This is a genomic window from Variovorax paradoxus, assembly GCF_030811855.1.
GTDB classification, from domain to species: domain Bacteria; phylum Pseudomonadota; class Gammaproteobacteria; order Burkholderiales; family Burkholderiaceae_C; genus Variovorax; species Variovorax paradoxus_L.
This window is the reverse complement of the sequence record NZ_JAUSRN010000010.1, coordinates 220,035-245,211: the sequence shown is the minus strand read 5'-3', so window position 1 is coordinate 245,211 and position 25,177 is coordinate 220,035. Positions and strand designations below refer to the sequence as shown.

Below are 25,177 nucleotides of genomic sequence, written 5' to 3'. Positions count from 1 at the left end.
TCGCAGACAGTGGGGTCGCCTTTCTTTTGCCTACGTTTCTTTGGCGAAGCAAAGAAAAGTAGGTCGCCCGCCGGGGCGAGTCCCGGCCTCGGAACTCAAAACAACCTCACCCCCGAAACCTCTTCCGAGTCAATGCCAAAGCAATCCAAAAAGCCACAACCGCATAAACCGCCAACACCACCGCATGCCGCCACCACCCCACAGGCCACTGATCCATGAACAACGGCCTCACCAGCGCCACCGCAGTAGTCAAGGGCAACCAAGCCGCCACAGCCCGAACAGCAGAAGGCAACTGCTCCAGCGGAAAGAACACGCCGCTCAAGAACATCATCGGCGTCATGAACAGCGTGAAGTAGTACGTGAAGAAGTCATACCCCTTCGCCAGCGCATTGAAGATCAGCGCAATGGACGAGAAGGTGATGCCGGCGCCGATCAACACCATCCATGCCACCACCAGCTTCGGGCTGTGGCTGATCCCCAGTCCGAGCATCACGAACAGGATCGCGGTGACGGTGAAGATCGACTTGAATGCCGCCCACAGCATCTCCGCCAGCACGATGTCGTCGAGCCCGACAGGCGCGTTCATGATGCCGTCCCAGGTCTTCTGCACGTGCATGCGCGAGAAGGCCGAGTACAGCGCCTCGAAGCTCGCGGCGTTCATCGCGCTCATGCAGATCGAGCCGCTGGCCAGAAACAGGATGTAGGGCACCCGGGTCCCGTCGACCGACACTTCGCCAACAAGCGCGCCCATGCCGTAGCCGAAGGCCACGAGCCAGATCAGCGGCTCTGCAATGTTGCCGATGAGGCTCGGGATCGCGAGCTTTTTCCACACCAGCAGGTTGCGCAGGAAAACCGGCCACCAGCGCAGCGAGAGTTCGGGCGCGCGCCATACCGATGGCGATGGCGGCGTGGCGCCGGGGGCGGTAGTTGGGGTTGTCGTCGTTGTCATGTTCATCGATCAGCCCTCCTGGCGAATCTGCCGGCCCGTGAGCTTGAGAAAAAGATCTTCGAGGTTCGCCGGCCGATGGAAGGTGCGCAGCCGGCCGTGCCGCGCCAGCGCATCGAGCAGGCGGCGCGCGTCCTGCGTGTAGAAGAACACCGTCTCGCCGCTCACTTCCACGCGCGCCGCCATGGCCTTGAGCTCGGGCGACTCGGCCAGCGAGAGCGCTCCGTTGCCATACACCTCGACCACGTCGGGCTCGAGGTGTTCGGCGATCAGGTCGCGAGGCCGTCCCTCGGCAATCTTCCGGCCGTGGTCGAGCACCAGCAGGCGCGAGCACAGGCGCTCGGCCTCGTCCATGAAGTGCGTGGTCAGGAGGATCGATTTGCCCTGCTGCAGCAGCACCTGCAGCCGTTCCCACATCAGGTGGCGCGCCTGCGGATCGAGCCCGGTGGTCGGCTCGTCGAGCAGCAGCAGCTTGGGGTCGTTCACCAGCGCCCGCGCCAGTGACAGGCGCCGCCGCATGCCGCCCGACAGCTCGCCCGGCTTCGCGTCCGCCTTGTGCGAGAGCGCGGCAAACTCGAGCAGTTGCGGCACGCGCAATTGCACCTGCGCCTTGCTGAAACCGAAGTAGCGGCCGTACACCACGAGGTTCTCGGCGCAGCTGAAGTCGGGGTCCAGCGTGTCGAACTGTGAGACCACACCAAGCTGCGCCTTGATGGCGAGCGCGTCGCGGGGCATCTGTAGGCCCAGCGCCGAGATCTCGCCGCCGTCCGGCGTCGTGAGGCCCAGGCACATGCGGATCGTGGTGGTCTTGCCCGCACCGTTCGGTCCGATCACGCCAAGGCATTCTCCGGGCGCGATCTCGAACGACAGGTCGTCCACGACGGTGGTGCCGCCGTAGCGCTTCAGAAGATGGCTGGCGTGGAAGAGTGAGGTGGAAGAGGAAGAAGGGGACAGCACGCGGCCATTCTGGCTCAGGCGCGCGAAGCCTGCCGCCATCGCTTCAACCGATGGACAGCCCGCGTAGATTCGCAGCAAACATCGGCGATGTCCTACATCCGCATGCCGCTGAATTCGCTCTTCATCCAGTCGATGAAAGCCCGCGTGCGCGCCGGTAGCAGCCGCGCGTTCGGGTAGATCACGCTCACGGGCCGGGGCGGCGGTTCGTAGTCTTCGAGCACCAGCTTCAAGCGGCCTTGCGCCACGTACGGCAGCACCTGGTATGAGAAAAAGGTGCCGAAACCCATGCCCGCGGCACACGCCTCCACGGCGGGTGCGAGGTGGTTGAACTCGAGCCGGTTGCTCGGCGTCACGCTCACGGTCTTTCCGCCCTCGTGAAACTGCCACTGCGGCGGCGCGTCGATGCGGCCGCGCACGCAAGGAGCGCCGGCCAGGTCGCGCGGATGCCGCGGCGTGCCGTGGTGCGCAAGAAAGTCGGGGCTCGCCGCCACCACGCGCCGGATGGTGCCGAGCGTCTGGGCCACGAGCGATGAATCCTGCAGCGGGCTGATGCGGATGCCGATGTCGATGTTTTCCTCGAGCAGGTTCACCGTGCGGTCGTACAGCAGCACGCTGCAGCGCACCTTGTCGTAGCGCTTCATGAAGCGCGTGATGGCCGGCGCCACGTACATGTGGCCGAACAGCACCGGCGCGGTGATGGTGAGCTGGCCCGCGGGCTCGCGCGCGTCGGCTTTGAGCGCAAGGTCGGCGGCATCGGCCGCGAGCAGCACTTCGCGCGCGCTGGGCAGATAGTGGCGGCCTTCCTCGGTCAGCGAGAGGCGGCGCGTGGTGCGATGAAAGAGTCGCACGCCCAGGTGCGCCTCGAGTGCGGCAAGAGAGCGCACCACCGCGGGAAGCGAACTGCCCATCGATTCGGCGGCGCGGGTCAGGCTGCCCTGCTCGGCAATTTGCACGAAGGTCTGCATGGCTTTGAAGCGGTCCATGGCCCGATTAAACCGGAAAAAGCAGCAGTCAAATTCAAGAATGGCTATTCATTCATTTGATGCAAGAGAGAAGAATCGGGACACGCCATCAAACCATTGCAAAAAAGGACTTCTCCATGAACGCCGTCGCCAGCCTTCCCGCCCAACCGATCAAGCTCTACGGCAGCGCCATCTCGGGCCACGTGCACCGGGTGCGCTTGTTTCTCTCGATGCTGGGCCTGTCCTTCGAGAGCATCGAGCTCGACCTCAAGCAGCGCGCGAACCGTACGCCCGAGTTCCTGGCGCGCAACCCCTTTGGCCAGGTGCCGGTGATCGAGGACGGTGAGGTCACGCTGGCAGACTCCAACGCGATCCTGGTCTACCTCAACGAGCGCTATGCAGCCGACCCGGCCCGCTGGATGCCGCGCGACCCGGTGGGCGCGGCACGCGTGCAGCGCTGGTTCTCGGTGGCGGCCGGGCCGCTCGCTTATGGTCCCGCGGCGGCGCGTGTCATAGCGCTGTTCGGACGCACCGACTCCGGCGAAGCTGCGACGCGCTCGCATGCGCTGCTCGCGGTCATGGAAATCCACCTGGCGCAGCAGCCCTTCCTGGCCGGCGCGTCCGCCACGCTGGCCGACATTGCGAACTACGCCTACGTTGCGCATGCGCCCGAAGGCAGCGTGTCGCTCGAGCCCTATCCGCATCTGCGCGCCTGGCTCGCGCGGGTGGAAGCCTTGCCCGGTTTCGTGCCGATGGTGCGCACGCCGGTCGGCCTCGCAGCGGCGGCATCATGATCGCCGCACCCTTCCACTCCGGCGAGCGCGCGCTGCAAGCCCAGACCGGTTGGCGCGAGCGCATGGAAGCCATGGGGCCGCGCGTAATCCGCGACTACATGCCCAATCAGCACCGCGAGTTCTTCGCCCAACTGCCGTTTGTCGTGGTCGGCAGCCTCGATGCCAGCCTGCAGCCCTGGGCCAGCGTGCTCGCGGCACCTGCGGGGTTCGTACATTCGCCCGACGCCACGCACCTGCGCATCGATGCGCTACCGGCGGCCGGCGATCCGCTGACCGGCCAGCTTGCGCAGGGCGCTTCGCTGGGCCTCCTGGGCATCGAGCCGCATACTAGGCGGCGCAACCGCATGAACGGCACGGTCGAGTCGCTGGATGGCGCGGGCTTCATGGTCGAGGTGCAGCAGAGCTTCGGCAACTGCCCGCGCTACATCCAGGCGCGCGAGCCCGTGTTCGCGGCTGCGCGCAACAACAATGGCGCGCCGGTGCAGCGCCTCGACAGGCTCGACCTGGCTGCCGAGCGGCTCATCGGCAGCGCGGACACGCTGTTCATTGCCACGGCGTACCCGGAAGAAGCGGCCGCCGGCGACGATGCAGATGCAAGGTCGCACGGCGTCGACGTGTCGCATCGCGGCGGCCTGCCGGGCTTCGTTCGCGTCGATGAAAACGGCGTGCTGACCGTGCCCGATTTCAATGGCAACTGTTTCTTCAACACACTGGGCAACTTGGTGGCCCATCCGCGCGCAGGCCTGCTGTTCATCGACTTCGACAGCGGCGAACTCCTGCACGTGGCAGCCACGGCCGAAATCGTGCTGGACGGGCCCGAGCTCGCCCAGTTCGAAGGGGCAGAGCGGCTGCTGCGGCTGCATGTCGACCATGCATTGCGCCGGCCTGCCGCGCTGCCGCTGCGCTGGGGCGATGCCGAGCTGTCGCCGCACCTGGCTGGCACGGGGCGCTGGGCGCGTCAGTGAAAGACGGGAATGCGCGCGTTGGCTGAAGGGCGGTAGCTCCAGCCGCGTTCGCGCATCGCATCGAAATCGGGCGCGCGACTCAGCAAAGCCTCGAGTCCCGCGGCTGCGAGCGTGCAGGCCAGCGCTTGCCCCGGACAGGCGTGCACGCCGTGGCCGAAGCCCAGCATGCGGCGCCGTGCACGCACGAGCGTGAAGCGGTCGGGGTCGGGGTTGAAGGCCGGATCACGGTTCGCAGCCGCCAGCACGAGCAGCACCGCATCCCCCGCCGCCAATGTCGTGCCTGCGATGCTGATGGGTTCAACGCAGAAGCGGCGCGTGTTCTGCACCGATGGGTCATGGCGCGCGGTCTCCTCGACGACGGCCTGTAGTCCGACGCGCGTTCGCGCGGCCTCACGCAGCGAAGGCTCGCGCATCACAGCGATGAGGCTGTTGCCCAGCAAGCCTGCCGTCGCATCGCAGGTTTGCGAGAGCAGGCCGACGAGATTGGCGAGCAGCGAACGCGTGAGAGGTGCACTGGCATCGCTTTCGGCCAGCACCGCTGCGAGCAAGCTTCCGTGTCGTGGCTGCGTGCCCGCGGCCAAGGTATCGAAGCGCGCCATGAGTTCGTTTGCTGCGACGCTGGCGGCTTGCAACTGGTCTGCGCTGGAAAGCGGCGACAGGCAAGCGACGAAATCGCGCATCCAGCGGTCGATCTGCGGCAGCGCTTCGTCGGCGAAGCCGAGCAGATGAGCGACCGCCCGAATCGGCATGGAGAACAGCGCATCGGACATGGATGGCGCGGTCACGCAGCGCGCAACCTGCAAGGCCGCCGAATGAACGGTATCGAGATCCAGCCCGGCCAATGCGCGTTGCAGGGCGGGCCGGTGCGCCTGGTGCGCCGTGCCATCGTTCATGCGCACCAGATGGCCGAACACCTCACCGGCCGGGCTGCCCAGGATGGCGCGCGGCACCGGTTCGGCGGCCGGCCGCACGCGCAGCGCGACGTGCGCGAGCAGCAGCGATTCGATGACGTCGGCGCGGCTCGCGACCCACACGCGAAGCGTCTCGTTCCACACGAGCGGCGGGTCCGCGCGCAGTTCTGCATAGTAGGGATAAGGATCAGCATGGGTGGCAGCCGCGACCGGGTCGGCGGGCGAATCGGCAGAGAAAGATTGGCTTGGATTCATGGCCCGCAGTGTGCAATCGAAGCCGCCGCCACACTTCGCCCGTGGACGAAGTGTGGATTGCGCCGGCGACTTACGATCGGCGCATGGACACGTCCTCCCCATCCTCTCCATCGAACGCCGATTTCCACTTGGCCCGCCTGGCCGGCGCCATTGCCGAGCCCGCGCGCGCCCGCATGCTGAGCTGCCTGATGGATGGCCACGCGCGCACAGCCACCGAGCTTGCCGCCGTCGCCGAGGTGGCCCCGTCCACCGCCAGCGCGCACCTTGCGCGCCTGAAGGAAGAGCGGCTGGTCGAACTGCTGGTGCAAGGCAAGCACCGCTATTTCCGCCTGGCCGGCGACAACGTCGCCGCCGCGCTCGAGAGCCTCATGGTGGTGGCCGGCGCACCGCGCGCTGCCGAGTTCAAGCCGAGCACCCCAAGCCGCCTGCGCACCGCGCGCACTTGCTACGACCACATGGCCGGAACTGCCGGCGTCGCGCTGCATGACCGCCTGCATGCGCAGGGGTGGCTCAGCGGCCTGGAGAGCGGTTCGTACGAGCTCACGCCCGAAGGCGCGATCGCGCTCGAGAGTCTGGGTGTGGAAGTGGACGCAGTGCGGCGTTCGCGCAGGCGCTTTGCCTGCGCCTGCCTCGACTGGAGCGAGCGCCGTCCGCATCTGGGCGGCGCACTCGGTGCGGCCTGGCTCCAGCTGTCGCTGCGCCGCGGCTGGGTGCGGCAGGCGCTCGATGGGCGCGAACTGACGCTCACGCCCAAGGCGCAGCGCGAAATGCCGGAGCTCTTCGCCTGAAAGGCGTTGTCAAGCCTTTAGCTTGAGCAGATAGATCATCGGTCCGGCCATGGCCAAGTCCAGCTCGAGGAAGCTCTCGAAATCCTTGCCAGCCATCCAGTAAGCATCCCAGTTGTTGCGCTTGATGGTCTTTTGCCAAACGTCGGCGGTGGTGGCGCGGTGCACGGCTTCGAGCAGCACGGCCTTGCGTTCCGCCGGCACCTTCTTGCCGGTGAGCACGCCGCGCCAATTGGCGAGGTCGGCGTCCACGCCTTGCTCCCGCACCGACGGGATGCCAAGGAACGGCCGCTTCGATGACACGCCGATGGCGCGCAGCTTGCCGCTGGCGAGGCTCTCGCTGAATTCGCTGAATCCCGAGATGCCCGCCACCGCCTTGCCGGTGGTGAGCGCCTCCACCACCTGGGCGCCGCCAGGGTAGGGCTGGTAGACCAGGTTCGCGGCGTTGCCGGCCACGCGGGCCAGCATGCCGGCATACATGTGGTCCACGCCGCCCGCCGAGCCGCCGGCGATGACGGTCTTGGCCGCATCGGCGCGCAACTGGGCGATCAGGTCCTTCGGCGTCTTGATGGGGGAGTCGGCTTTCACCGCCACCACCTCGTAGTCGCTGGTGAGGCGTGCGACGGGTGCGACCTGGGCCATGGTGACGGCCGGCTTCTGCAGCGCCACTGCGCCGACCATGACCATGCCGCTCATCAGCAGCGTATCGGGGTCGGCATCGTATTTTTCGACGTACTTGGCCAGGCCGATGGTGCCGCCCTTGCCGCCGATGTTTTCATAAATCACCTCGCCCGCCGCGCCCGAAGCCAGCAGCGCCGCGCCGAGTGCGCGGCCGGTCTGGTCCCAGCCGCCGCCTTCGTTGGCGGGGATGACGATGCGCAGCTTGGAGACCAGCTGCGGCTCGGCCGCGCCGGCCGAGCGGGGCCACAGGGCCGCATGCCCCGCGCCAGCAACGGCGGCAGCGCCCGCCATCCATGCGTTGAAGTTGCGGCGGGAAAGGCTCGTGGCCGACGGACGAGGCATTTTGTTTCCAGTTGTAGAGAACAGTAACTGAATGATCTCCGCTAAATGCGTCGTCCGTGCATGCGACGGAGTAGGTGTAAACCCTAGGAAGTGCCAACTATTACTGAAAAGCGACCTCCGCGAAGCTGCGCAGCTTGCGGCTATGGAGCCGGGTCGAGCCCTGTTCGCGAAGGATGTCGATCGCCCGCATGCCGATGCGCAGGTGCTGCTCCACGCGTTCGCGGTAGAAATGGTTGGCCATGCCCGGCAGCTTGATCTCGCCGTGCAGCGGCTTGTCGCTCACGCACAGGAGCGTGCCGTAGGGCACCCGGAAGCGGAAGCCGTTGGCCGCGATGGTGGCGCTTTCCATGTCCAGCGCCACCGCGCGGCTTTGGCTGAAGCGGCGCTGCGGCTGGTTGCCGGGCAAAAGCTCCCAGTTGCGGTTGTCGGTGCTCGCCACCGTGCCCGTGCGCATGATCTTCTTCAGGTCGGGGCCCGTGTAGCGCGTGACGTCGGCCACCGCTTTTTCCAGCGCCAACTGGATCTCCGAAAGCGCCGGAATCGGCACCCACAGCGGCAGCTCCTCGTCCAGCACGTGGTCTTCGCGCACATAGGCGTGGGCCAGCACATAGTCGCCCAGCTGCTGCGCGTTGCGCAGGCCCGCGCAGTGGCCCAGCATCATCCAGGCGTGCGGTCGCAGCACGGCGATGTGGTCGGTGATGGTCTTGGCATTGGCCGGGCCGACGCCGATGTTCACCATGCTGATGCCGCTGCAGTCCTCGCGCACCAGGTGGTAGGCCGGCATCTGCGGCAGGCGCGGCGGCGCCGTGCCCTGACTGCCGTCGAGCAGCGATCCGTAGTTGGTGCTTGCGCCCGCGGGCAACCCGCGCCGGCGAGTAATCACGTTGCCGGGCTCGATGAAGGCGACGTATTCGCTGTTCTCGTCGGCCATGGCCTCGTGGCCCAGGCGCACGAACTCGTCGATGTAGAACTGGTAGTTGGTGAACAGAACGAAGTTCTGGAACCACTCGGGCGCCGTGCCGGTGTAGTGGCGCAGGCGGTGCAGGGAATAGTCCACGCGCGCGGCCGTGAAGAGCGACAGCGGCTGCGCCTCGCCCGCCTGCGCCTCGTAGGTGCCGTTGGCAATGCCGTCGTCCATCACCCCCAAATCGGGCAGGTCGAACACGTCGCGCATCAGCGCGCGCCGCTCCTCGCTCATCGTGCCTTCGATGTGGTCGTTCTCGGCAAAGGAGAAGTGAATGGGAATCGGCTGGGTGCTGGTGCCGACCTCGATGTCGACCTGGTGGTTTTCGAGCAGAAGGCGGAACTGGTCGAGGTAGTAGTGCGAGAAAAGATCGGGGCGCGTGAGCGTGGTTTCGTAGCGGCCCGGGCCCGCCACAAAGCCGTAGCTCAGGCCCGCGTTGGCCGGCGGCGTGTGGCGCGACACGGTGTGTGTGTGCACCCGCACGAAGGGGTAGCAGGCCCGCACCCGACCCGGCAGCGCCTCGCCGGCGACAAAACGCAGCATCGACTCGCGCAGGTGCGCCAGGCCGGCTTGGTAGATGGACCTGACCTGTTCGAGAGCGGCGGCGGCGTCCGTGAAGCGGGCGGGAGCGACGAAGGTGGGCATGTAAGGCATGTCGGCATTGTGCAATGCCGACGCGGCCTTATCAGTTCGTATCGCCGCGCCAATAGGCGCGCAGCAAGGACCCCGCGATGGCCGGCTCGCGCTGCAGGATGAGCTGCGTCTTGCGCAGCACCATGTCGCAATAGAGGGCCGGATGCGCTTCGCGCCACGCCGGGTCCTTGGTGCGGACGGCGTCCTCGCCGAACTCGCCCTGCATCTGATCCATCACCCGCCGGTATTCCATCTGCAGCGCCTGCAGTTCGACGTGCGGGTCCTTGCGGACGGTGTCGTGGCGCATGCCTTCCGAGGCCGAAGCGTAGACATCCGCGACCGCCTTCAGGAAGGCGGCACTGCTCTCTTCGCTCAGCACCGGCCCAGAAAGCGGATGCAGCGTTCCCGGCACGGGATGCAGCGTGCGGACGCAGTTCTGTGGATCGGACGCCTTCATCTGCTGCAGCACGTCGCGCATAACGTGGGTCCACATCACGGCCGTGGCCTGGTCGGCAAAACCCAGGCGCTCGCGGGTCAGCGCTGCGAACACCGGCCGGATGCGCACGAAGGCGTCGGCGACGCTTGCCCCGCCGGCGGCCTCCTTGCCGAGCGCCGCCTGCACCGTGACCAAGTCGCTCGGCGAATATTTTTCAATGGCCCGGTACGCGATGTTCTCGTGCAGCTGCTCCTGTAGCTTGACCTCGGGATTGATGCGCGACTGGACCGAGGGCAGCCGGCTGATGCCCCAGGTCGCGGCCGCAAAGATGGTCAGGAACAAAAGGAACTGCCGCACCAGGCTGCCGTCTTCGGGCGACTGGCCGCGGTTCGAGACGCCCACGACCACGCCGGCAATCACCGCGCACACCGGCAACAGCATCAGCACGACGGCGTAGCTCAGCCACAGGCTGGCCTGCTGGCCGACGGGGATGGCGAACATGCTGTGGCCGCTCATCGGCGGGCTCCAGTTTTCTTGATTTTCTTCACGATGCCTTGGCCCCCAGCAGGCCCACGCGCCAGCCGGCGCCGCGCAGAAGGCGGGTGGTCTTGCTGCTCAGGTAGAGCAGCGCAATCAGGTTCACCAGCGGCACGAAGGCCAGCACCATGAACAGGACCTTGACCGTGGTGCCATGGCCCAGCCCGGAGCAGATGCGCACGATGCCGAACAAGCTCACCGCGGCCGTGGCGATGTACAGCGCCGAGGCAACCAGCGGCGGAATCGACCCTCCCCGCGCGGCAGCCGACAGCACGAAGTTCGCGATGAGGCAGTAGATGACCAACTTCTGCCCGCCGGCGACGAGCGAGAGCGGCAGCTCCTCGTCGTCGTGCGCTTGGGCGGCTTCGGGGTCCCGCGGGCGGACACCTGGCCTGGCCCGGCTTTCTGCCGCGGACGCCGTCGCAGGCGCTGCGGCGGGCAGGGCGCCAAGAACTTCCCAGCCGCGCGCGCTGAAGAGGTACAGCAGGCCCGACACCCGGTGCTCGCCCGCCGCATCGTGCAGGCGTGAAGCCATGCGCGTGAGTTCTTCCGTTGAGGCGCTGTCGCCGGCATCTGCGAAGAAGAGGCTGCCGCGCCGCGGAATCGCCGCCACCACGCCCCTCGGAAAAGCCTGCAGCTGGGTGCGCCAGAAGCCGCGGTCCAGCAGGTAGCTGGCGTCGGTGTCCGCGTCGCCACGGCCCGTGAACTGGTAGACGCCCTGGCCGAACAGCGCATGCTTGGGCGCGCCGCGCGCGCGTCGCGTGTTCACCGCGACCTGCGTCATCGCGAGTTCGGGCGTGAGGTTGAGGCGTTGCAGGTCGGCGTCCTTGGCAACCGCCTGCGTGCCGTCGGGCGCCGTGAACATGAAGCGCAGCTGCATGTCGCCCAGGTAGTCGTAGACCGCCGGCGGATCGGCGCCTTCGATGGCCGGCGCGCCCAGTGGACCGGTGCGCTGCCCGCCCTTCTTGCCGCGCTGGAACGCGGCAGACAAGTTTTCGCGCAGGCGAAGGGCGGAAACGCTCATGACAGAAAACCTTGGGGCAAGGGGTTGGACAACGTTGAGGCCGCGCGATTGTGCCCGGCTTCAGAACGTTTAATCTCGGCAGCCTTTCCATCAACAACCGCGAAAGGTGAAGCAGATGAAGGTCGCAGTCATGGGCGCCGGCGCTGTCGGCTGCTACTACGGTGCCATGCTGGCGCGCGCGGGCCATGAAGTGATGCTGATTGGTCGGCCGTCGCACGTGGAGGCCGTCCGCGCGAATGGGTTGCGGCTCGAGACGAAAACTTTCGACGAACAGGTGAAGCTTGGCGCGAGCACGCAGGCGGATGCGGTGCGGGGCGCCGACCTCGTGCTGTTCTGCGTGAAGTCCACCGACACCGAATCGGCCGCGGCAGAGATCGGGCCGCATCTCTCGCCCGGTACGCTGGTGCTCACGCTGCAGAACGGCGTCGACAACGACGAGCGCGTGCGATCGATGCTGCCGTCCAGCGAAGTGGCCGCCGCGGTGGTCTACGTCGCCACCGAGATGGCAGGGCCGGGCCACGTGAAGCACCACGGCCGCGGGGAGCTGGTGATCGCCCCTTCGCGCAGCAGCGAGCAGGTGGCGCAGCAGTTGGCCGCCGCCGGCGTGCCCACGCAGATCTCCGGCAACGTGCGCGGCTCGCTCTGGGCCAAGCTGGTTCTGAACTGCGCCTACAACGCGCTATCGGCCATCACCCAGCTGCCCTATGGCGAAGTGGTGAAGGGCCACGGCGTTGCCGACGTCATCGGCGACGTGGTGGCCGAATGCCTCGCCGTTGCCAAGGCTGAAGGCGTAGAGATACCCGGCGATACCGACGCCGCCGTGCGCGGCATTGCAGAGACGATGCCCACCCAATACTCATCGACCGCGCAAGATCTCTCGCGCGGCAAGCCGAGCGAAATCGAACACCTCAATGGCTACGTCGTGCGCCGCGGCGAGGCGCTGGGCGTGCCCACGCCCGCGAATCGCGTGCTGTTGGTGCTGGTGAAGCTGCTTGAAGGCACGCCGCAGAAGGCCGGTACCTAGCCTGGCATCGGTTCGCGCATGGTCACGAATTCTTCAGCCGCCGTTGGGTGTATGCCCACGGTGCTGTCGAACAGCGCCTTGGTCGCGCCCGCGCGCATGGCCACGGCAAAGCCCTGCACGATCTCGCCCGCATCGGCACCCACCATGTGCAGGCCGACCACGCGGTCGGTGGCCTTGTGCACCACCAGCTTCATGAAGGTGCGTTCGCCGCGTCCCGAGAGCGTGTGGCGCAGCGACTTGAATTCGGTCGAGAACACAGCGACCTCGCCGAACCGGGCGCGCGCGTCCAGCTCGGTGTAGCCGCAGGTGCCGATGTTCGGGTGCGTGAACACCGCAGTGGGAATGTATTCATAGTCGAGAGCGCGCTTGCCTTTGCCGAACAAGGCATCGACCACCACCATTGCCTCGGCCAGCGCGACGGGCGTGAGCTGCACGCGGGTGGAAACGTCGCCCACCGCGTAGATCGACGGCACCGAGCTGCGGTAGTGCGCATCGACCGCGATCGCGCCGCGCTCGTCGAGCGCCACGCCCGCGGCCTCCAGGCCGAGGCCCTGCGTGTTGGGCACCCGGCCGGTGGCAAACAGCACCGTGTCGGCTTCGACCTGCTGCCCGCGCGCCAGCGTGACGACGAGCCCGTGCGACCCGCGCGCGATGGATGCCACCTCGACGTTGAGCCGCACCTCGATGCCGGCCTTGCCCATCTCGTTGGCGACGAACTGCCGCACGTCGTCATCGAAGCCCGTGAGCAGATGCGCGCGGCGATGCAGCTGCGTCACCTTGGCGCCCAGGCCATTGAAGATCGACGCGAATTCGCAGGCGATGTAGCCGCCGCCCACCACCAGCAGGCGCTTTGGAAAGGGCGCGAGATCGAACATCGCGTCGGAGGTGACGATGTGCTCGCGTCCCGGCATCTCCGGTACGTAGGGCGTGCCGCCGGTGGCCACCAGCAGGTGGCGGGCCGTGTGGCGCTTGCCGTCGACCTCGATCGTGTGGCCGTCGACCAGCTGCGCCCAACCGGTGACCAGCGTGACGCCTGAATTCATCAGCAGCGAGGCATACACGCCGTTGAGCCGCGAGATTTCCTTTGCGCGCTGGGTCTTGAGATAGGCCCAGTCGAACTGCGGCGCTTCGGGCAGCTTCCAGCCGTAGCCGGCAGATTCCTCGAAGGATTCGGCGTACCCGGCTGCGTAGCTGTAGAGCTTCTTCGGAATGCAGCCCACGTTGACGCAGGTGCCGCCGAGTTCGGCCGCCTCGGCCAATCCGACGCGCGCGCCGTGCTGCGCCGCCATGCGCGCGGCGCGAACGCCGCCGCTGCCGCCGCCGATGACGAAAAGATCGAAGTCGAAAGTGGGCATGGAAAAGACGCTCCTTGGCGGAGACTGTAGCCGCCAAGGAGGCGCCGGTGCTGGAGGGGCTCACGCGCGGGGCCATGCACCGCCGCGCGCGCGGCGTTCAGCGCTGGTCGGGAGAGGTCACGAGTCGGCGGCGCTCGTCGGCGCCGGGGCGTTGGCCCGGCTGGGCCGGAGCTTGAGGCTGTGCCTGAGGCTGTGGGGCTTGCGGTTGCGTGAAGCCGCGTTGCTGCTGCATCGCGCGCACCTGAGCTTCCTGTGCCTGGCGCTGAGCTTCCTGCTGTGCCTGGAGCTGCTGCTGCGCCTGCGCGGCGCGCTGCTGCATCTCCTGCTGCTGGCGCAGCATCTCCTGCTGCTGGCGCAGCATCTGTTGCTGGGCCAGGGCTTGCTGCTGCGCCGCGCGCTGTTGCTGCTGCAACTGCTGCTGAGCTTGGGCCTGTGCCTGTGCCTGTGCTGCCGCACGCTGCTGCATCTCCTGCTGTTGCCGCTGCGCCTGTTGTTGCTGCTGCTGTTGCTGTAGCTGCATCTGCTGGTTCGGTTGTTGCTGCTGCCGGTGTTGCCACTGCCGGTCCTGGTCGCCGCGCTGAGGCCACTCCTGTTGCTGCTGTTGCTGGCGCAACTCCTGCTGGCGTTGCCATTCCATTTGCTGTCGTTGCTGCAGCTGCTGGGAGGGTTGGCCCTGCAACGCGCGCTGCTGCGCCTGCTGCATCTGGCGGGCCTGCCGCGCCTGCTCGTACTGCAGTTCCTGCTGCTGGCGCAGCATCGGCGGGGTCGGCGGCGGCAGCACCGCCGCGGGCCGGCCGAAGCCGCTGCCGAAGCCTTGCACTGGCACTCCCGGCGCCGGCACTACCGGCACGCGCGCAAACCGGTCGTCGGGCACGCGCACCAGGTCGCGGCGGCCGAAGGGGCCGCGGCCGAAGCGGTCGGCCGGCAGCACGGTCACGGCGCCGGGCATCCGCTGGTTGGCGTAGAACTCGTTGCGCAGCTCGGCCTGCCGGTTCCGGTAAGCGGCCATGCGGTTCACCTGGTCGATGTAGCGCGGGCTCGCGCGATAGGCGGGCCGCCACGCCTCGCCGGGCGCCAGCGGGAACCAGCCCACGCCGCTGCGGCCGTCGCCGATCTGCAGCGTCGCGTTCGCGCCGCCGCCCACAAAGCCCACCAGTGCGGGCGAATACACGGGCCGCGTGGTCGTCCGCCCCGGTACCCAGGCCCAGCGCGGACCCACGCGAGCCCAGCGCCCGTAGTGGAAAGGCGCAAAGCCCCATGGCGCCGCATCGACCCAGGTCAGGCCCCAAGGCGCGATGTTCACCCATTGGCCGTCGCGGTATGGCGCCCATTCGGCATCGACGTTGCGCGGAAACCAGACGTCGCCATAGGTGGGGTCGCTTTGCCAGTCGCCGTAGATGTCGAGTTGCTGATAGCCGACGACGTCGCGCGACACGTAGCGCGCAGAAATCGACTGGTCCTCGATGCGGTTGCGCTCCGCCACCCAGGCATCGAAGCTGCCGTTCTGCGCCGGTGCGCCGCCCACCGCGGCCAGGTTGCGGCCGCCCACGGTGAGCTGCTGCCGCGCGCCCAGCGATTGCGATTCGCCGTTCTCGCCGTGCAGCGTCACACGGCCCGAGGCCACGGCAATCCACGTGGTGTCGGCGGCCGGGTCGGCTGCGATGCGGTATTCGCCGGGCGCGTCGATCACCACGGCCAGGTTGCCGGTGTCCAACTCGACGCGCTGGCCGGAGAGGTCGTCTCGCACGCGCAATTGCAGGTTGCCCTGGTTTGCGGTGACGCGGATGGTGTCGTCGTCGAGTTCGGAGAACTCGACGTGGGTCTGGCCGTCCATTCGCAGCGTGGCCGAACCAATGTGCACTTCGGCCCGCGCGTTGCGGTCGGTCCAGAGCCGGTCGCCGGTGGTGATGGGGCGGTTGGGCTGCGCGTCGTACCAGCTGTCTTCGCCGGCCGGTGCAAAGCTCACCGCGCCTTCGTGCAAGTTCAAACGAGCCACGCGGCCGGGTGGGTCTTGCTGTGCGCTGGCTGCTGCGGCGATGCACAGCAGTGCCAAGCCGATCAGCCATCGATACAGCGGCCGGGCAGGAACGATGGAAATGGTGGGGCGTTTCATGGTTTGTCTCTGGTTCGCGGGACCGGATGAAAGCAATGGATATGTAACGCGCGAGAATCCGCTGCCGCTGTCAGCGCAGGTCCCCTGCTTGGTGAAGCGCACGCACATTCGGCAACCGCATGTAATGAGGGACCCTGCATGAAAAACGACAAATATCAAGGCACATCGGACAAACCACGCTACCGAAACAAGAGCAAACCGCGCTGGCTCGCGACGCTGGCGCTGGGCGCGATGGCCATCGCCATCCTGCCGGCGGAAGCCCAGCTGGCGCGCAAGCCTTCCTACTATCAGCAGCAGAACAACACGGCCGCTTCCGAGGGCGCGGCCGGGCAGCCCGCAAAGCGCGTGGCGGCACTGGCGTCGTTGCCCGCGCTGCGCAGCCGGGGCGACTTCGACAGCCTGGCCCGCGTCTACGACCCCGGCACGCCGATGCAGTTGGCCCACGTGCTGTTCGCGGTCGACCGCCGGACCAGGCCGGTGCGCACCTATTACATCGACACGCCGCGCTACCAGCTGCACGTGCGCTTCGTGCGCGACACCGGCCTTGCGCCGCACGCCGGCAAGCGCGAGATCGACCGCAACTACCTCGCGGCGGACCGCCGTTTTCTTTTCGGCACGCTGAGCTGGCAGCAGAACATCGGCAGCTTCACCTATGAATTCTGGGAAGGCGACCAGCTCACGCCCGCGCTGCTGCGCCAGGCGGACGCAGAGGTGAAGGCCAGCTTCTTCGCGCCCGTGAAGTTCAAGACCAACTCGACGCTGCACGATCGGGTCGCCAAGGAGGCCGGCATCGATTTCGTCAGCCAGGAAGCGCTGATCCGCGAGCAGCCCTACATGCCGATGAACCTCGGTACGGCCACGGGGCGCGTGCGCATCGTGGACGAGGCCTCGGGCCCGAACGCATTGAACGCGCTGTTGCCCGACGACATCGCCGTGCTGCGCCAGGTGCCCATCAACCTGCCGCCCGTGGCGGGCGTGCTGACCGAGCGGCCGTCGACCGCGCTGTCGCACGTCAACCTGCTGGCCAAGGGCTGGGGCATTCCCAACGCCTATGTGCGCGATGCCGCATCCGTGCTGCGCGAACATGCCGGCCAGTGGGTGGCGCTCAAGGTCGCGGCCTCGGGCTATCAGCTGCGCCGCCTCACGCCCGACGAGGTGGCCGCGCTGACGCCGCGCAACGTGCGCAGCGCGGCCATTGGTGCGGTGCCCGGCAGTGCGAAGTCCGCCAAGCCTGACCTGCGCGAAACCCGCCTGCTGCCGCTGGCGTCTCTGCGCGCACGCAACAGCGCCCAGTGCGGCTCGAAGGCCGCGAACCTGGGCGCCATGCTGGCGGCGCGCATTCCGTCCACCACGGTGCCCGACGGCTTCTGCATTCCCTTTGCGCATTACGACCGCTTCATGCGCGTGAATGGCTTGGCAGATCGCATCGCGCGCATGCAGCAACAGCCCGGGTTTGCGAGCGATCCGCAAGCCCGGCAGAAGGCGCTGGCGCAGTTGCGCGATGCAATCGTCAAATGGCCGGTCGAGCCCGCCACTGCGGCGTCCTGGCGGGCGGCATGGCAATCGCAGCTGGGCGGCGGCGGCGTGTTCGTGCGCAGCTCGTCCAACTCGGAAGACCTCCCCGGCTTCAGCGGCGCGGGCCTCTACAGCACGGTGCCCAACGTCAAGACCGGCGACGCGCTCGAGCTCGCGGTGAAGAAGGTCTGGGCCTCAGTCTTCAACCCCGAAGCGTGGGAGGCGCGCAGTGCCGCGGGCTTCGGCGCCGAGTCGGTGCTGATGGGCGTGTTCGTGCAGACCGCGATCGATTCGACCAACGCCGGCGTGATGATCACGCGCGACCCCTTCGACGCGGGCCACCCCTACGTCACCTACATCTCTGCCAAGCGCGGCATCGGCATCCGCGTGGTCGAGGGCCAGCGTGTGGCCGAGCAGGTGATGTATTCGAGCTGGTCGAAGGCGATCCAGGTGCTGAGCCGCTCGGCCGAAGAGACGGCTCTTCAGCTCGACAAGGACGGCGGCGTGAAAGAGGTGCCGGTGGAAGCCGGCCGCACCGTGCTGACGGACGAACTGGTGCTGCGCCTTGCAGGCGTGGGCGCGGCCGTGAAGCGGGCGTTCGGCGGCGTTGACCAGGACATCGAGTGGGCCACCGTGGGCGACCGCATCGTGCTGCTGCAGGCGCGCCCCTATGTGGAGCGGCGCCGCTGATCGGCAAGCAACCGCCGCGGGCCGATGTTACCCATACAGATACTGCGGCAGCCACAGCGTCAACCCTGGCCAGATGTACATGAACACCATGCACAGGATCACGATCAGCATGTACGGCATCATCCCCGCGAAGATCTGGTTGATCGTCACGTGCGGCGGCGACACCCCCTTCAGGTAGAAGGCAGACATTGCCACTGGCGGCGACAGGAACGCCGCCTGCAGGTTCACGAACACCAGCACGCCGAAAAGCAGCGGGTCGATCTCGAAGTGCGCGAGCAGCGGCAGGAAGATGGGCACGAAGATCACGATGATCTCGGTCCATTCGAGCGGCCAGCCGAGAATGAAGATGATCGCCTGCGACAGCAGCAGGAACTGCAGCGGGCTGAGATTCATGCCCAGCACCCATTCCTCGATGATGCGCTGGCCGCCCAGTAGCGCGAACACCGCCGAGAACAGCGCAGAGCCCACGAAGAGCCAGCAGACCATCGAGGTGGTCTTGAGCGTGAGGAACACGGCCTCCTTGATCTTCTTAAAGTTCAGGGTGCCGGCTTGCCACGCCATCAGGAAGGCACCGGCGGCACCCACCGCAGCCGACTCGGTTGCGGTCGTGATGCCGAACAGGATCACGCCCAACACAACCAGCGTGAGCGTGGCAAGCGGCATAACCGACGACACCAGCATGCGCAGGATCTCGAACTGCTCCGCATCCAGGCGCCAGTAGTACCAGGCCAGCAGCACGAGCGTTAATAGGCTGGCGACCAAGAATCCTGTGTAGAAGGCTTCGGGCACTGCGGCGGTCTTCGGTGCATCGACCGCTTCGCCGAGCTGTTGCAAACCGCCCTCGGAAGCGGCCTGCGGCGGCGAAGCGGCCTCGCTGCCGGGTGGCTCCTCCACTCCGCCGGGCGGCTCCTGCAGGCCGCCGTCCGATGCGGGCTCCTTCGGCTCTTCCGAAGCCGGCGGTTCGGCCAGCCCGGTGCTGGAAGATGATGGGGCTTCGGGCAGCGCGGCAACTGTTCCCGCAGCCTTCTGCGTCGACTGCTGCTCCGCCACCGGCGCGTTGTTGTCCTTCTGCGAGTAGATCGCCACATACCACCAGACCGAGCCCAGCGTCACGGCCGCGAGCGCCAGCGGCACCAGCGCGCCGAGGAGGCCGCGCAGCAGCGTCCACCATGTGATGCGCACGCCCTCGGCCATGCCGCGCAGCGCGCGTGCCGGCGACACCACGGCAGCGACCAATGCGGGCAGCATGCGCGGCGAATAGCTGGCGGCGATGTGCGCGACCCAGGGCGAGACGTGGGCGCGCTGCTCGTCGGGTGGCAGTTTGGGCGCGACCTTCGGCTGCAGCATGGCCCATCCGATCACGTAGACCAGGTAGAGAAGGGCGAGGAAGAAGCCAGGGAACATCGCGGCCGCATAAAGCTTGACGACGGACTGTCCGGCTACTGCCGCGTACACGATGATCATCACCGAGGGCGGAATCAGGATGCCGAGCGTGCCGCCCGCAGTGATCACGCCGGCTGCAAGGCGCGTGTCGTAGCCGGCGTTGAGCATCGGGCGCATCGCAATCACGCCCATCAGCACCACCACGGCGCCGACGAGGCCGCTCGCAATGCCCCAGAAGGTGCAGACAATCAGCGTCGTCACCGCGAGCGACCCCGGCACGCGGCGAAAGGCGAGTTGCACGCTATGGAACATCTTGTCGACGAGGGCGCCGCGCTCCATCACATAGCCCATCAGCACGAACAGCGGAATCGAAAGCAGCGTCTCGTTGGTCATGGCACCGAAGGCGCGCTGCACCATCAGGTCGAAGATGCGGTTGTCGAGCCATGGCGTGGCGGGGTCATGGAAGGCGATGAAGCCGAAGAACATGCCCAGCCCCATCAACGTGAACGCCGTGGGGAAGCCGAGCATGATCACGACCACGATCAACGCGAGCATCGAGAGGCCGAGTGCGGGTTCGCTCATTGAAGAAGCTCCGTGCTTCGCCCCGTGGCGCGAGCTTGCCTGGGGCGGCCCGGCGCTGCGCTCATACGGAACCTCCCGTACTGTCGCTCTTGCGCTGCTGCGCGGCCTTTTCGATGGCCTTGGCCCGCTCGATCACCTCGCGCTTGTCGGCTTCGTCGACATAGCTGCTGCCCGCGAGCTGATCCCCGACCACGTCCATTTCTTCCGCGTCCTTGAGGCGCGGCATCCATGCGCCGGTCTTCAGGCACAGCACGCAGCGCACCATCTCCGCGATGCCTTGCAGCAGGAGCACCGCGCCGGCGATCGGAATGACGAACTTGAACGGATAGACCGGTATCGGGTCGGCGTTGAAGGTCTGCTCGTGCATGGCGAGCGATTCGCCGAAGTAGGTCCAGCCCGACCAGGTCAACGCCAGCACGCCGGGGAGGAAAAAGACGATGAAAAGCACGAAGTCGAGCGCGGCCTGCGTGCGCGGCTTCATGCTGCCGTAGAGGAAGTCGCCGCGCACGTGGCCTGCCTGCGACAGCGTGTACGCCCCGCCCATCATGAAGAGCGTGCCGTAGAGCATGTTGTTGGCGTCGAAGATCCAGGCGGTGGGCGCGTTGAGCGCGTAGCGCTTGAAGACCTCGCCGCAGACCAGCAGCATCAGTGCCACGATGAGCCAGGAGAAGGTCTTGCCGACGATCATGCTGAACCGGTCGACGGTGTGGATAAAGCTTTGGATGGTCATGGCGAGATGGACAAGGCCCGTTCCTGGAACACCGTGGAACCGGCTCTGCCGGGCCAATGGTGTTGCGCGCAGATGGAGGTCAGCCCTTCTTCTTGCCGAAGTAGTGGACGTAGGCCATCTTGAAGTCGACCTGGTAGTCGTTCTGCCACTGCAGCGCGCGCTCGGCGAACGTGCGCTGCGACTCCAGCACCTTCTTGAAGAGCGGGTTTTCATCGGACTTCTTTGACACGGTCTTGTCCCAGGCGGCAAGCTGTGCGCGCAACACCGCGTCGGGCGTCTTGTAGAACTTGATGCCGGCCTTCTTCATGTCGGCATAGTCCTGCGAGTTGCGCTGCACCGCCTTCCAGCTCATGTCGGCGCTCGCGGCCTGCACGGCGTAGTCGATGATCGAGCGCAGCTCCTGCGACAGGGCGCTGTACTTGCCCTTGTTGAACAGCACCTCGAACTGCTCGCCCGACTGGTGGAAGCTTTGCAGCATGCAGTTCTTCACCACGTCCGGAAAACCGAGCACGCGGTCGCTCGACGCGTTGTTGAACTCGGCCGCGTCGATCAGCCCGCGGTCCAGCGCGGGCACGATCTCGCTGCCAGGCAGCGGGTTCACCGCCGTGCCCATCTCGGTGAACATGTCGACCGCCAGCCCCACGGTGCGAAACTTGAGCCCCTTCATGTCCTCGACCCTGGCCACAGGCTTCTTGAACCAGCCAAGCGGCTGCGTGGGCATCGGGCCGTAGAGGTACGACACCACCTCCATGTTCAGGCTCTTGTAGATCTCCTCGAGCAGCGCCTTGCCGCCGCCATAGTTGTGCCAAGCCAGCACCGTGTTGGCATCCATGCCGAAGCCAGGGCCCGACCCCCACAGGGCGAGGGCCGAGTTCTTGCCGTAGTGGTAGGCCACCACGCCGTGGCCGCCGTCGAGCGTGCCCTTGTTCACCGCTTCAAGCAGTTGAAAAGCCGGCACCACCGCGCCCGAGGGCAGCACCTCGATCTTGAGGCGCCCGCCCGCCATGTCGTTGACCTTCTTCGCAAAGTCTTGCGCGTACTCGTGGAAGATGTCCTTGGCGGGCCAAGTGCTCTGAAAACGCAGCGAGGTGGTCTGGGCCATGCTGACCATCGGCGCCGACATGGCGCCGGCGGCAACGGCCGCGCCCTTGAGCAGGTTGCGGCGGCGGGGTGATTTGCTGTCTGTCATGTTGTCTCTCCATACAAGTTCTGACCGAAGAAACCCTGCCCGCCACCTTGGCGTTATGTTTGGCAGGCCCATTTCGCATCTTTGGCGCGCCTGAATACGTAACAAACAGGGTTTTCACGAACTGGTGAAAAATTCGACATCCGGATGAGTCCCTAGGGTCGGCCGAAAATGGCCATTGCCCATGGGGTACACCATCAAATTGAAGGACAGAGAGAAATGACCGAACCCGTTGGGGAAAAAGGCTACGCCGGCGACGTGATGCCCGAGCAAGCGGCACAGTGGATGGCGAGCGGCGAGGCCGTGCTGGTCGATGTGCGCAGCGACGCCGAGCGCGAATGGGTCGGCTACGTGCCCGGCGCCGTGCCGCTGGCCTGGAAGCAGTGGCCGGGCATGGTGCCCAACCCGGCCTTCGACGACGGCATCCGTGCCGTGGGCGAGGGCGGCCAGAAGAAGCTGGTGCTGCTGTGCCGCAGCGGCGTGCGTTCCATCGCCGCGGCCAAGCGCGCCACCGAACTCGGCTTCGAGGCCTACAACATCCTCGAAGGCTTCGAGGGCAACCCCGATGACCAGGGACATCGCGGCCTGCTCGGCGGTTGGCGCAAGCGCGGCCTGCCCTGGAAGCAGAACTGAAATGAAAAAGGCCCGACGGGAACGTCGGGCCTTTTCAAGAGGGAAGGGTCAAAGCACCGGGATGCGCAGCTTCTGGCCCGGATAGATCTTGTCCGGGTGGCTCAGCATCGGCTTGTTCGCCTCGAAGATCGCGTTGTACTTGTTGGGGTCGCCGTAGTACTTCTTCGAAATGGCCGAGAGCGTGTCGCCCTTGACGACGTCGTGATACTGGGCCGGGGGCGCAGCCGGGGCGACGAGCTTGTTGTCCACGCTCGTCACATTGGCCACGTTGCCCGCCGCGAGGGCGGCTTTTTCGCTGGCCTCCTGCGAAGGGGCCTGGCCGGCCAGGGTCACCTGCCCGCTGCTGGCGGTGTAGGTCACTTGCAGGCCGGTGAGGCCGAGATTCTGCGTCTCGATGTAAGTCTTGATGGCCGCCGCGGCCTTGGTGTTGGCGTCCGGCTCGGCGGCCTGGGCCGACGATCCGCCGAACAGTTTTTCACCGGCTTCCTTGATGAAACTGAGCAATCCCATGGTGATCTCCTTGTGCCGTGGTGGATGGAACTGGCGAATGTAGCGGCGGAACGGTATGCGCCGGCGTAGGCCCGCGCCGCGTGTGTCAACGACGTGCCAGCATGAATGCCGACAAAGTCGCAATAATCCCGCGCATGGCATCCCCCTTCCTTGCGATCGACATCGGCAACACCCGCCTCAAATGGGCTCTCTACGATGCCGCGCATCCGGGGGCTGTGCTGCAGGCGCATGGGGCCGAGTTCCTGGACCACATCGAGCGGTTGGCCGAAGGCCCCTGGGCCGACCTGCCCGCCCCCGGTTCCATGCTGGGCTGCGTGGTGGCGGGCGATGCGGTGCGCCGCCGCGCCGAGGAGCAGATCGAGGAGCGCTTCGACTGCGCGCCGCGCTGGGTGGTGTCGAGCGCGGCCGAGGCCGGCATCGTCAACGGCTACGACCATCCCACGCGGCTGGGCGCCGACCGCTGGGTGGCGATGATCGGTGCGCGACAGCGGATGCTGGACGCCGGGCCGGCGCGGCCGATGGTGGTGGTGATGATTGGCACAGCCGTCACGGTCGAGGCCATCGACGCCAGCGGCAAGTTCCTGGGCGGCTTGATCCTGCCGGGCCACGGCATCATGCTGCGCGCGCTCGAATCGGGCACGGCCGGGCTGCACGTGCCCACCGGCGAGGTGCGCGAATTTCCGACCAACACCAGCGACGCGCTCACCAGCGGCGGCACCTACGCCATTGCCGGCGCCGTCGAGCGCATGGTGCAGCACGTGCGCTCGCACTGCGGCGCCGAGCCCGCCTGCTACATGACCGGCGGCGCGGGCTGGAAGATGGCGCCCGTCATGAATGGCGACTTCGAACTTGTCGAGAGCCTGATCATGGACGGACTCCTCGTTATCGCCCGCGAGCGCGCCGCGGGCTGAGCCTTTCAAGAAGGCTCAGGGGCGCATCAGCGCCTCGGCCACGGCCTGGAAGGCCGGCAGCGTGAGCGGGTCGTTGCCTGCATTGGCCGCGACCGGATGCGCGGCGTAGCGCACGATCACCATCTCGGCTTTCGGATCGATATAGATGCTCTGCCCGTGGATGCCGCGCGCCATGTAGGCGCCGTGCGGATTGTTCGTGACCCACCACATGTTTCGGTACGACCAGCCCGGCAGCAGCGCATAGCCGGCCTTGGCAAACTTGGCCGGATCGCCGCCGCGCTGGATGTCTTCGACCACCGCCTTGGGAATGGCCTGCTGCCCGTTGGGCGCGCGGCCGCCGTTGCGCATGGTTTCGCCGAAGCGCGCAATGTCGCGCAGCACGGTGTTGAGCCCGCCGCCGCCCGACTCGGTGCCGATGCGGTCGACCATGAAGTAGGCGTCCTGCTCGGCGCCGATGCGGCGCCAGATCTTCTCGCTCAGCAGGTCGGCGAGCGACTGGTTGCTGGTGCGGCGCAGGATCCAGGCCAGCACCTCGGCATTCACCGTCTTGTAGGCAAAGGCGGCGTCGTGCGCGCCTTCCTTCTTCAGCGTGGTGAGAAATTCGTAGAACGACTTCGGGCCGGCGTAGTTCGGTCCCTGCGTCAGCATGCCGCCGGCACGCGCGTAGTCCCAGATTTCGGCCTTCGGATCGGCGTAGTTCTCCGAGTAGTGCACGCCGATGGTCATGTCCATCACCTGGCGCACCGTGGCATCGCCGTAGGCCGTGTCCTTGAGTTCGGGCAGGTACTTGGTGACCGGCGCCGACGGATCGAGCTTGCCTTCGTCGGCGAGGATGGCCGCCAGCGTGCCCACGAAGGACTTGGTGACCGACATTGCGAGATGCGGCCGCTCGGGCGTGAGCGCGCCGAAATACTTCTCGTAGACCACGCGGCCGCGGTGCAGCACCAGAATGCCGTCGGTATAGGTGCGCGGGATCATCTGGGCGAAGGTCACCGTTTCTTCGCTGCCCAGCGGTTTGAAGGTCACGGCTTCGATGTCGCTGCGCGGCGCCGCCGGCAGGGGGCTGGCCGCGCCGCTGCCGCGCCACACGTTGGCGGTGGGCACGGTTTCGCGCACATGCGAGAAGCTCCAGCGCGTGCGCGGAAACACGCCGCCGGCCGGGTTGTCGAAGGTGATCAGCTTGTCGGGCGGGGGTGGAAAGCCCCTCATCCAGCCCATGGCCTCGACCGACGTGGCCGCGGGATCGGGGGGCGCGGCGGGCGGGGAAGTCTGGGCGTTGGAAGTGTTCACGGCAAGGAGTGTGAAGGCGGCGGCAAGCGCCGTGCGTTTGAAAAAGGACATGGGCAGCGGCGC

At 66.9% G+C, this 25,177-nt stretch carries 22 protein-coding genes; 7 read left to right on the top strand and 15 right to left on the bottom strand.

Translation table 11 applies throughout. The features are described 5' to 3' along the window. Positions 1-106 precede the first annotated feature (106 nt). The 3 genes from J2X92_RS19725 to J2X92_RS19715 are packed head-to-tail and all read right to left on the bottom strand — an operon-like array spanning position 107 to position 2,886. Positions 107-949, bottom strand: a complete 843-nt coding sequence (locus J2X92_RS19725) for an ABC transporter permease (RefSeq protein ID WP_307577930.1) — start codon at positions 947-949, stop codon at positions 107-109. 9 nt (positions 950-958) lie between these two features. Further along, a complete protein-coding gene (locus J2X92_RS19720) occupies positions 959-1,942 on the bottom strand; it encodes an ATP-binding cassette domain-containing protein (RefSeq protein WP_307577912.1) in 984 nt (327 codons plus the stop codon). A 53-nt stretch (positions 1,943-1,995) separates the two neighbouring features. After that, positions 1,996-2,886, bottom strand: coding sequence for a LysR family transcriptional regulator (locus J2X92_RS19715; RefSeq protein ID WP_307577910.1), 891 nt, complete (start codon positions 2,884-2,886; stop codon positions 1,996-1,998). Between the two features lie 116 nt (positions 2,887-3,002). Here J2X92_RS19715 and J2X92_RS19710 point away from each other — a divergent pair, with 116 nt between their 5' ends. Both J2X92_RS19710 and J2X92_RS19705 read left to right on the top strand, forming a co-directional pair. Then, positions 3,003-3,659, top strand: a complete 657-nt coding sequence (locus tag J2X92_RS19710; RefSeq protein ID WP_307577908.1) for a glutathione S-transferase family protein — start codon at positions 3,003-3,005, stop codon at positions 3,657-3,659. Next, entirely contained in the window at positions 3,656-4,624 is a 969-nt protein-coding gene (locus J2X92_RS19705) for a pyridoxamine 5'-phosphate oxidase family protein (RefSeq protein ID WP_307577906.1), read from the top strand. Before J2X92_RS19710 ends, J2X92_RS19705 begins: the two co-directional genes overlap by 4 nt. Here the strand turns inward: J2X92_RS19705 and J2X92_RS19700 are convergent. Further along, a complete protein-coding gene (locus J2X92_RS19700; protein WP_307577904.1) occupies positions 4,618-5,790 on the bottom strand; it encodes a cytochrome P450 in 1,173 nt (390 codons plus the stop codon). The two genes, J2X92_RS19705 and J2X92_RS19700, sit on opposite strands and share 7 nt — an antisense overlap. Before the next feature lie 83 nt (positions 5,791-5,873). On the opposite strand from J2X92_RS19700, the gene J2X92_RS19695 reads away from it, so the two are divergent. After that, entirely contained in the window at positions 5,874-6,578 is a 705-nt protein-coding gene (locus J2X92_RS19695) for an ArsR/SmtB family transcription factor (RefSeq protein WP_307577902.1), read from the top strand. A gap of 9 nt (positions 6,579-6,587) precedes the next feature. Here the strand turns inward: J2X92_RS19695 and J2X92_RS19690 are convergent, their stop codons facing one another. From J2X92_RS19690 to J2X92_RS19675, 4 genes are all read right to left on the bottom strand, one after another. Then, on the bottom strand, positions 6,588-7,598 hold the full coding sequence (locus J2X92_RS19690) for a Bug family tripartite tricarboxylate transporter substrate binding protein (protein WP_370878350.1): 1,011 nt from the start codon (positions 7,596-7,598) through the stop codon (positions 6,588-6,590). Between the two features lie 100 nt (positions 7,599-7,698). Continuing rightward, positions 7,699-9,216, bottom strand: coding sequence for an AMP nucleosidase (locus tag J2X92_RS19685; protein WP_307577900.1), 1,518 nt, complete (start codon positions 9,214-9,216; stop codon positions 7,699-7,701). Positions 9,217-9,247: 31 nt separating this feature from the next. Beyond that, on the bottom strand, positions 9,248-10,147 hold the full coding sequence (locus J2X92_RS19680) for a hypothetical protein (protein WP_307577898.1): 900 nt from the start codon (positions 10,145-10,147) through the stop codon (positions 9,248-9,250). 28 nt (positions 10,148-10,175) lie between these two features. Further along, positions 10,176-11,192 (bottom strand): hypothetical protein, encoded by a 1,017-nt coding sequence (locus J2X92_RS19675; RefSeq protein ID WP_307577895.1) that lies wholly within the window; start codon positions 11,190-11,192, stop codon positions 10,176-10,178. Positions 11,193-11,307: 115 nt separating this feature from the next. On the opposite strand from J2X92_RS19675, the gene J2X92_RS19670 reads away from it, so the two are divergent. After that, positions 11,308-12,216, top strand: a complete 909-nt coding sequence (locus tag J2X92_RS19670) for a ketopantoate reductase family protein (protein WP_307577893.1) — start codon at positions 11,308-11,310, stop codon at positions 12,214-12,216. Here J2X92_RS19670 and gorA read toward each other — a convergent pair. Continuing rightward, positions 12,213-13,571 carry a glutathione-disulfide reductase gene (gene gorA / locus J2X92_RS19665; protein WP_307577890.1) on the bottom strand — a complete coding sequence of 453 codons (1,359 nt, stop codon included), beginning with the start codon at positions 13,569-13,571 and terminating at the stop codon, positions 12,213-12,215. The two genes, J2X92_RS19670 and gorA, sit on opposite strands and share 4 nt — an antisense overlap. 97 nt (positions 13,572-13,668) lie before the next feature. Next, the gene (locus J2X92_RS19660) at positions 13,669-15,684 is read right to left on the bottom strand and encodes a DUF6600 domain-containing protein (protein ID WP_307577888.1); all 2,016 of its coding nucleotides are present in this window, start codon (positions 15,682-15,684) and stop codon (positions 13,669-13,671) included. 231 nt (positions 15,685-15,915) lie between these two features. On the opposite strand from J2X92_RS19660, the gene J2X92_RS19655 reads away from it, so the two are divergent. Beyond that, positions 15,916-17,889: a PEP/pyruvate-binding domain-containing protein gene (locus J2X92_RS19655; RefSeq protein ID WP_373424862.1), complete on the top strand. Its 1,974-nt coding sequence runs from the start codon at positions 15,916-15,918 to the stop codon at positions 17,887-17,889. Between the two features lie 27 nt (positions 17,890-17,916). On the opposite strand, the gene J2X92_RS19650 is transcribed toward J2X92_RS19655, so the two are convergent. From J2X92_RS19650 to J2X92_RS19640, 3 genes are all read right to left on the bottom strand, one after another. After that, positions 17,917-19,854, bottom strand: a complete 1,938-nt coding sequence (locus J2X92_RS19650) for a TRAP transporter large permease (protein ID WP_307577884.1) — start codon at positions 19,852-19,854, stop codon at positions 17,917-17,919. A gap of 61 nt (positions 19,855-19,915) precedes the next feature. Then, a complete protein-coding gene (locus J2X92_RS19645; RefSeq protein WP_307577882.1) occupies positions 19,916-20,584 on the bottom strand; it encodes a TRAP transporter small permease subunit in 669 nt (222 codons plus the stop codon). A 79-nt stretch (positions 20,585-20,663) separates the two neighbouring features. After that, positions 20,664-21,773: a TRAP transporter substrate-binding protein gene (locus J2X92_RS19640; RefSeq protein ID WP_307577880.1), complete on the bottom strand. Its 1,110-nt coding sequence runs from the start codon at positions 21,771-21,773 to the stop codon at positions 20,664-20,666. 216 nt (positions 21,774-21,989) lie between these two features. On the opposite strand from J2X92_RS19640, the gene J2X92_RS19635 reads away from it, so the two are divergent. Next, the gene (locus tag J2X92_RS19635; protein WP_307577878.1) at positions 21,990-22,403 is read left to right on the top strand and encodes a rhodanese-like domain-containing protein; all 414 of its coding nucleotides are present in this window, start codon (positions 21,990-21,992) and stop codon (positions 22,401-22,403) included. A 48-nt stretch (positions 22,404-22,451) separates the two neighbouring features. Here the strand turns inward: J2X92_RS19635 and lysM are convergent, their stop codons facing one another. Continuing rightward, positions 22,452-22,913 carry a peptidoglycan-binding protein LysM gene (lysM, locus tag J2X92_RS19630; protein WP_307577876.1) on the bottom strand — a complete coding sequence of 154 codons (462 nt, stop codon included), beginning with the start codon at positions 22,911-22,913 and terminating at the stop codon, positions 22,452-22,454. 134 nt (positions 22,914-23,047) lie between these two features. On the opposite strand from lysM, the gene J2X92_RS19625 reads away from it, so the two are divergent. Continuing rightward, the gene (locus J2X92_RS19625) at positions 23,048-23,824 is read left to right on the top strand and encodes a type III pantothenate kinase (RefSeq protein ID WP_055798213.1); all 777 of its coding nucleotides are present in this window, start codon (positions 23,048-23,050) and stop codon (positions 23,822-23,824) included. Positions 23,825-23,839: 15 nt separating this feature from the next. On the opposite strand, the gene J2X92_RS19620 is transcribed toward J2X92_RS19625, so the two are convergent. After that, entirely contained in the window at positions 23,840-25,165 is a 1,326-nt protein-coding gene (locus J2X92_RS19620; protein WP_307577873.1) for a serine hydrolase domain-containing protein, read from the bottom strand. Between the last annotated feature and the right edge of the window lie 12 nt (positions 25,166-25,177).

Coding starts and splice junctions, on each gene's coding strand:
- J2X92_RS19710 (WP_307577908.1), top strand. CDS start 3,003: ATGAACGCCGTCGCCAGCCTTCCCGCCCAACCGATCAAGCTCTACGGC.
- J2X92_RS19650 (WP_307577884.1), bottom strand. CDS start 19,854: ATGAGCGAACCCGCACTCGGCCTCTCGATGCTCGCGTTGATCGTGGTC.
- J2X92_RS19725 (WP_307577930.1), bottom strand. CDS start 949: ATGACAACGACGACAACCCCAACTACCGCCCCCGGCGCCACGCCGCCA.
- J2X92_RS19680 (WP_307577898.1), bottom strand. CDS start 10,147: ATGAGCGGCCACAGCATGTTCGCCATCCCCGTCGGCCAGCAGGCCAGC.
- J2X92_RS19675 (WP_307577895.1), bottom strand. CDS start 11,192: ATGAGCGTTTCCGCCCTTCGCCTGCGCGAAAACTTGTCTGCCGCGTTC.
- gorA (WP_307577890.1), bottom strand. CDS start 13,571: ATGCCCACTTTCGACTTCGATCTTTTCGTCATCGGCGGCGGCAGCGGC.
- J2X92_RS19645 (WP_307577882.1), bottom strand. CDS start 20,584: ATGACCATCCAAAGCTTTATCCACACCGTCGACCGGTTCAGCATGATC.
- J2X92_RS19635 (WP_307577878.1), top strand. CDS start 21,990: ATGACCGAACCCGTTGGGGAAAAAGGCTACGCCGGCGACGTGATGCCC.
- J2X92_RS19625 (WP_055798213.1), top strand. CDS start 23,048: ATGGCATCCCCCTTCCTTGCGATCGACATCGGCAACACCCGCCTCAAA.
- J2X92_RS19655 (WP_373424862.1), top strand. CDS start 15,916: ATGGCCATCGCCATCCTGCCGGCGGAAGCCCAGCTGGCGCGCAAGCCT.
- J2X92_RS19700 (WP_307577904.1), bottom strand. CDS start 5,790: ATGAATCCAAGCCAATCTTTCTCTGCCGATTCGCCCGCCGACCCGGTC.
- J2X92_RS19685 (WP_307577900.1), bottom strand. CDS start 9,216: ATGCCTTACATGCCCACCTTCGTCGCTCCCGCCCGCTTCACGGACGCC.
- J2X92_RS19690 (WP_370878350.1), bottom strand. CDS start 7,598: ATGCCTCGTCCGTCGGCCACGAGCCTTTCCCGCCGCAACTTCAACGCA.
- lysM (WP_307577876.1), bottom strand. CDS start 22,913: ATGGGATTGCTCAGTTTCATCAAGGAAGCCGGTGAAAAACTGTTCGGC.
- J2X92_RS19720 (WP_307577912.1), bottom strand. CDS start 1,942: ATGGCGGCAGGCTTCGCGCGCCTGAGCCAGAATGGCCGCGTGCTGTCC.
- J2X92_RS19620 (WP_307577873.1), bottom strand. CDS start 25,165: ATGTCCTTTTTCAAACGCACGGCGCTTGCCGCCGCCTTCACACTCCTT.
- J2X92_RS19640 (WP_307577880.1), bottom strand. CDS start 21,773: ATGACAGACAGCAAATCACCCCGCCGCCGCAACCTGCTCAAGGGCGCG.
- J2X92_RS19695 (WP_307577902.1), top strand. CDS start 5,874: ATGGACACGTCCTCCCCATCCTCTCCATCGAACGCCGATTTCCACTTG.
- J2X92_RS19715 (WP_307577910.1), bottom strand. CDS start 2,886: ATGGACCGCTTCAAAGCCATGCAGACCTTCGTGCAAATTGCCGAGCAG.
- J2X92_RS19670 (WP_307577893.1), top strand. CDS start 11,308: ATGAAGGTCGCAGTCATGGGCGCCGGCGCTGTCGGCTGCTACTACGGT.
- J2X92_RS19660 (WP_307577888.1), bottom strand. CDS start 15,684: ATGAAACGCCCCACCATTTCCATCGTTCCTGCCCGGCCGCTGTATCGA.
- J2X92_RS19705 (WP_307577906.1), top strand. CDS start 3,656: ATGATCGCCGCACCCTTCCACTCCGGCGAGCGCGCGCTGCAAGCCCAG.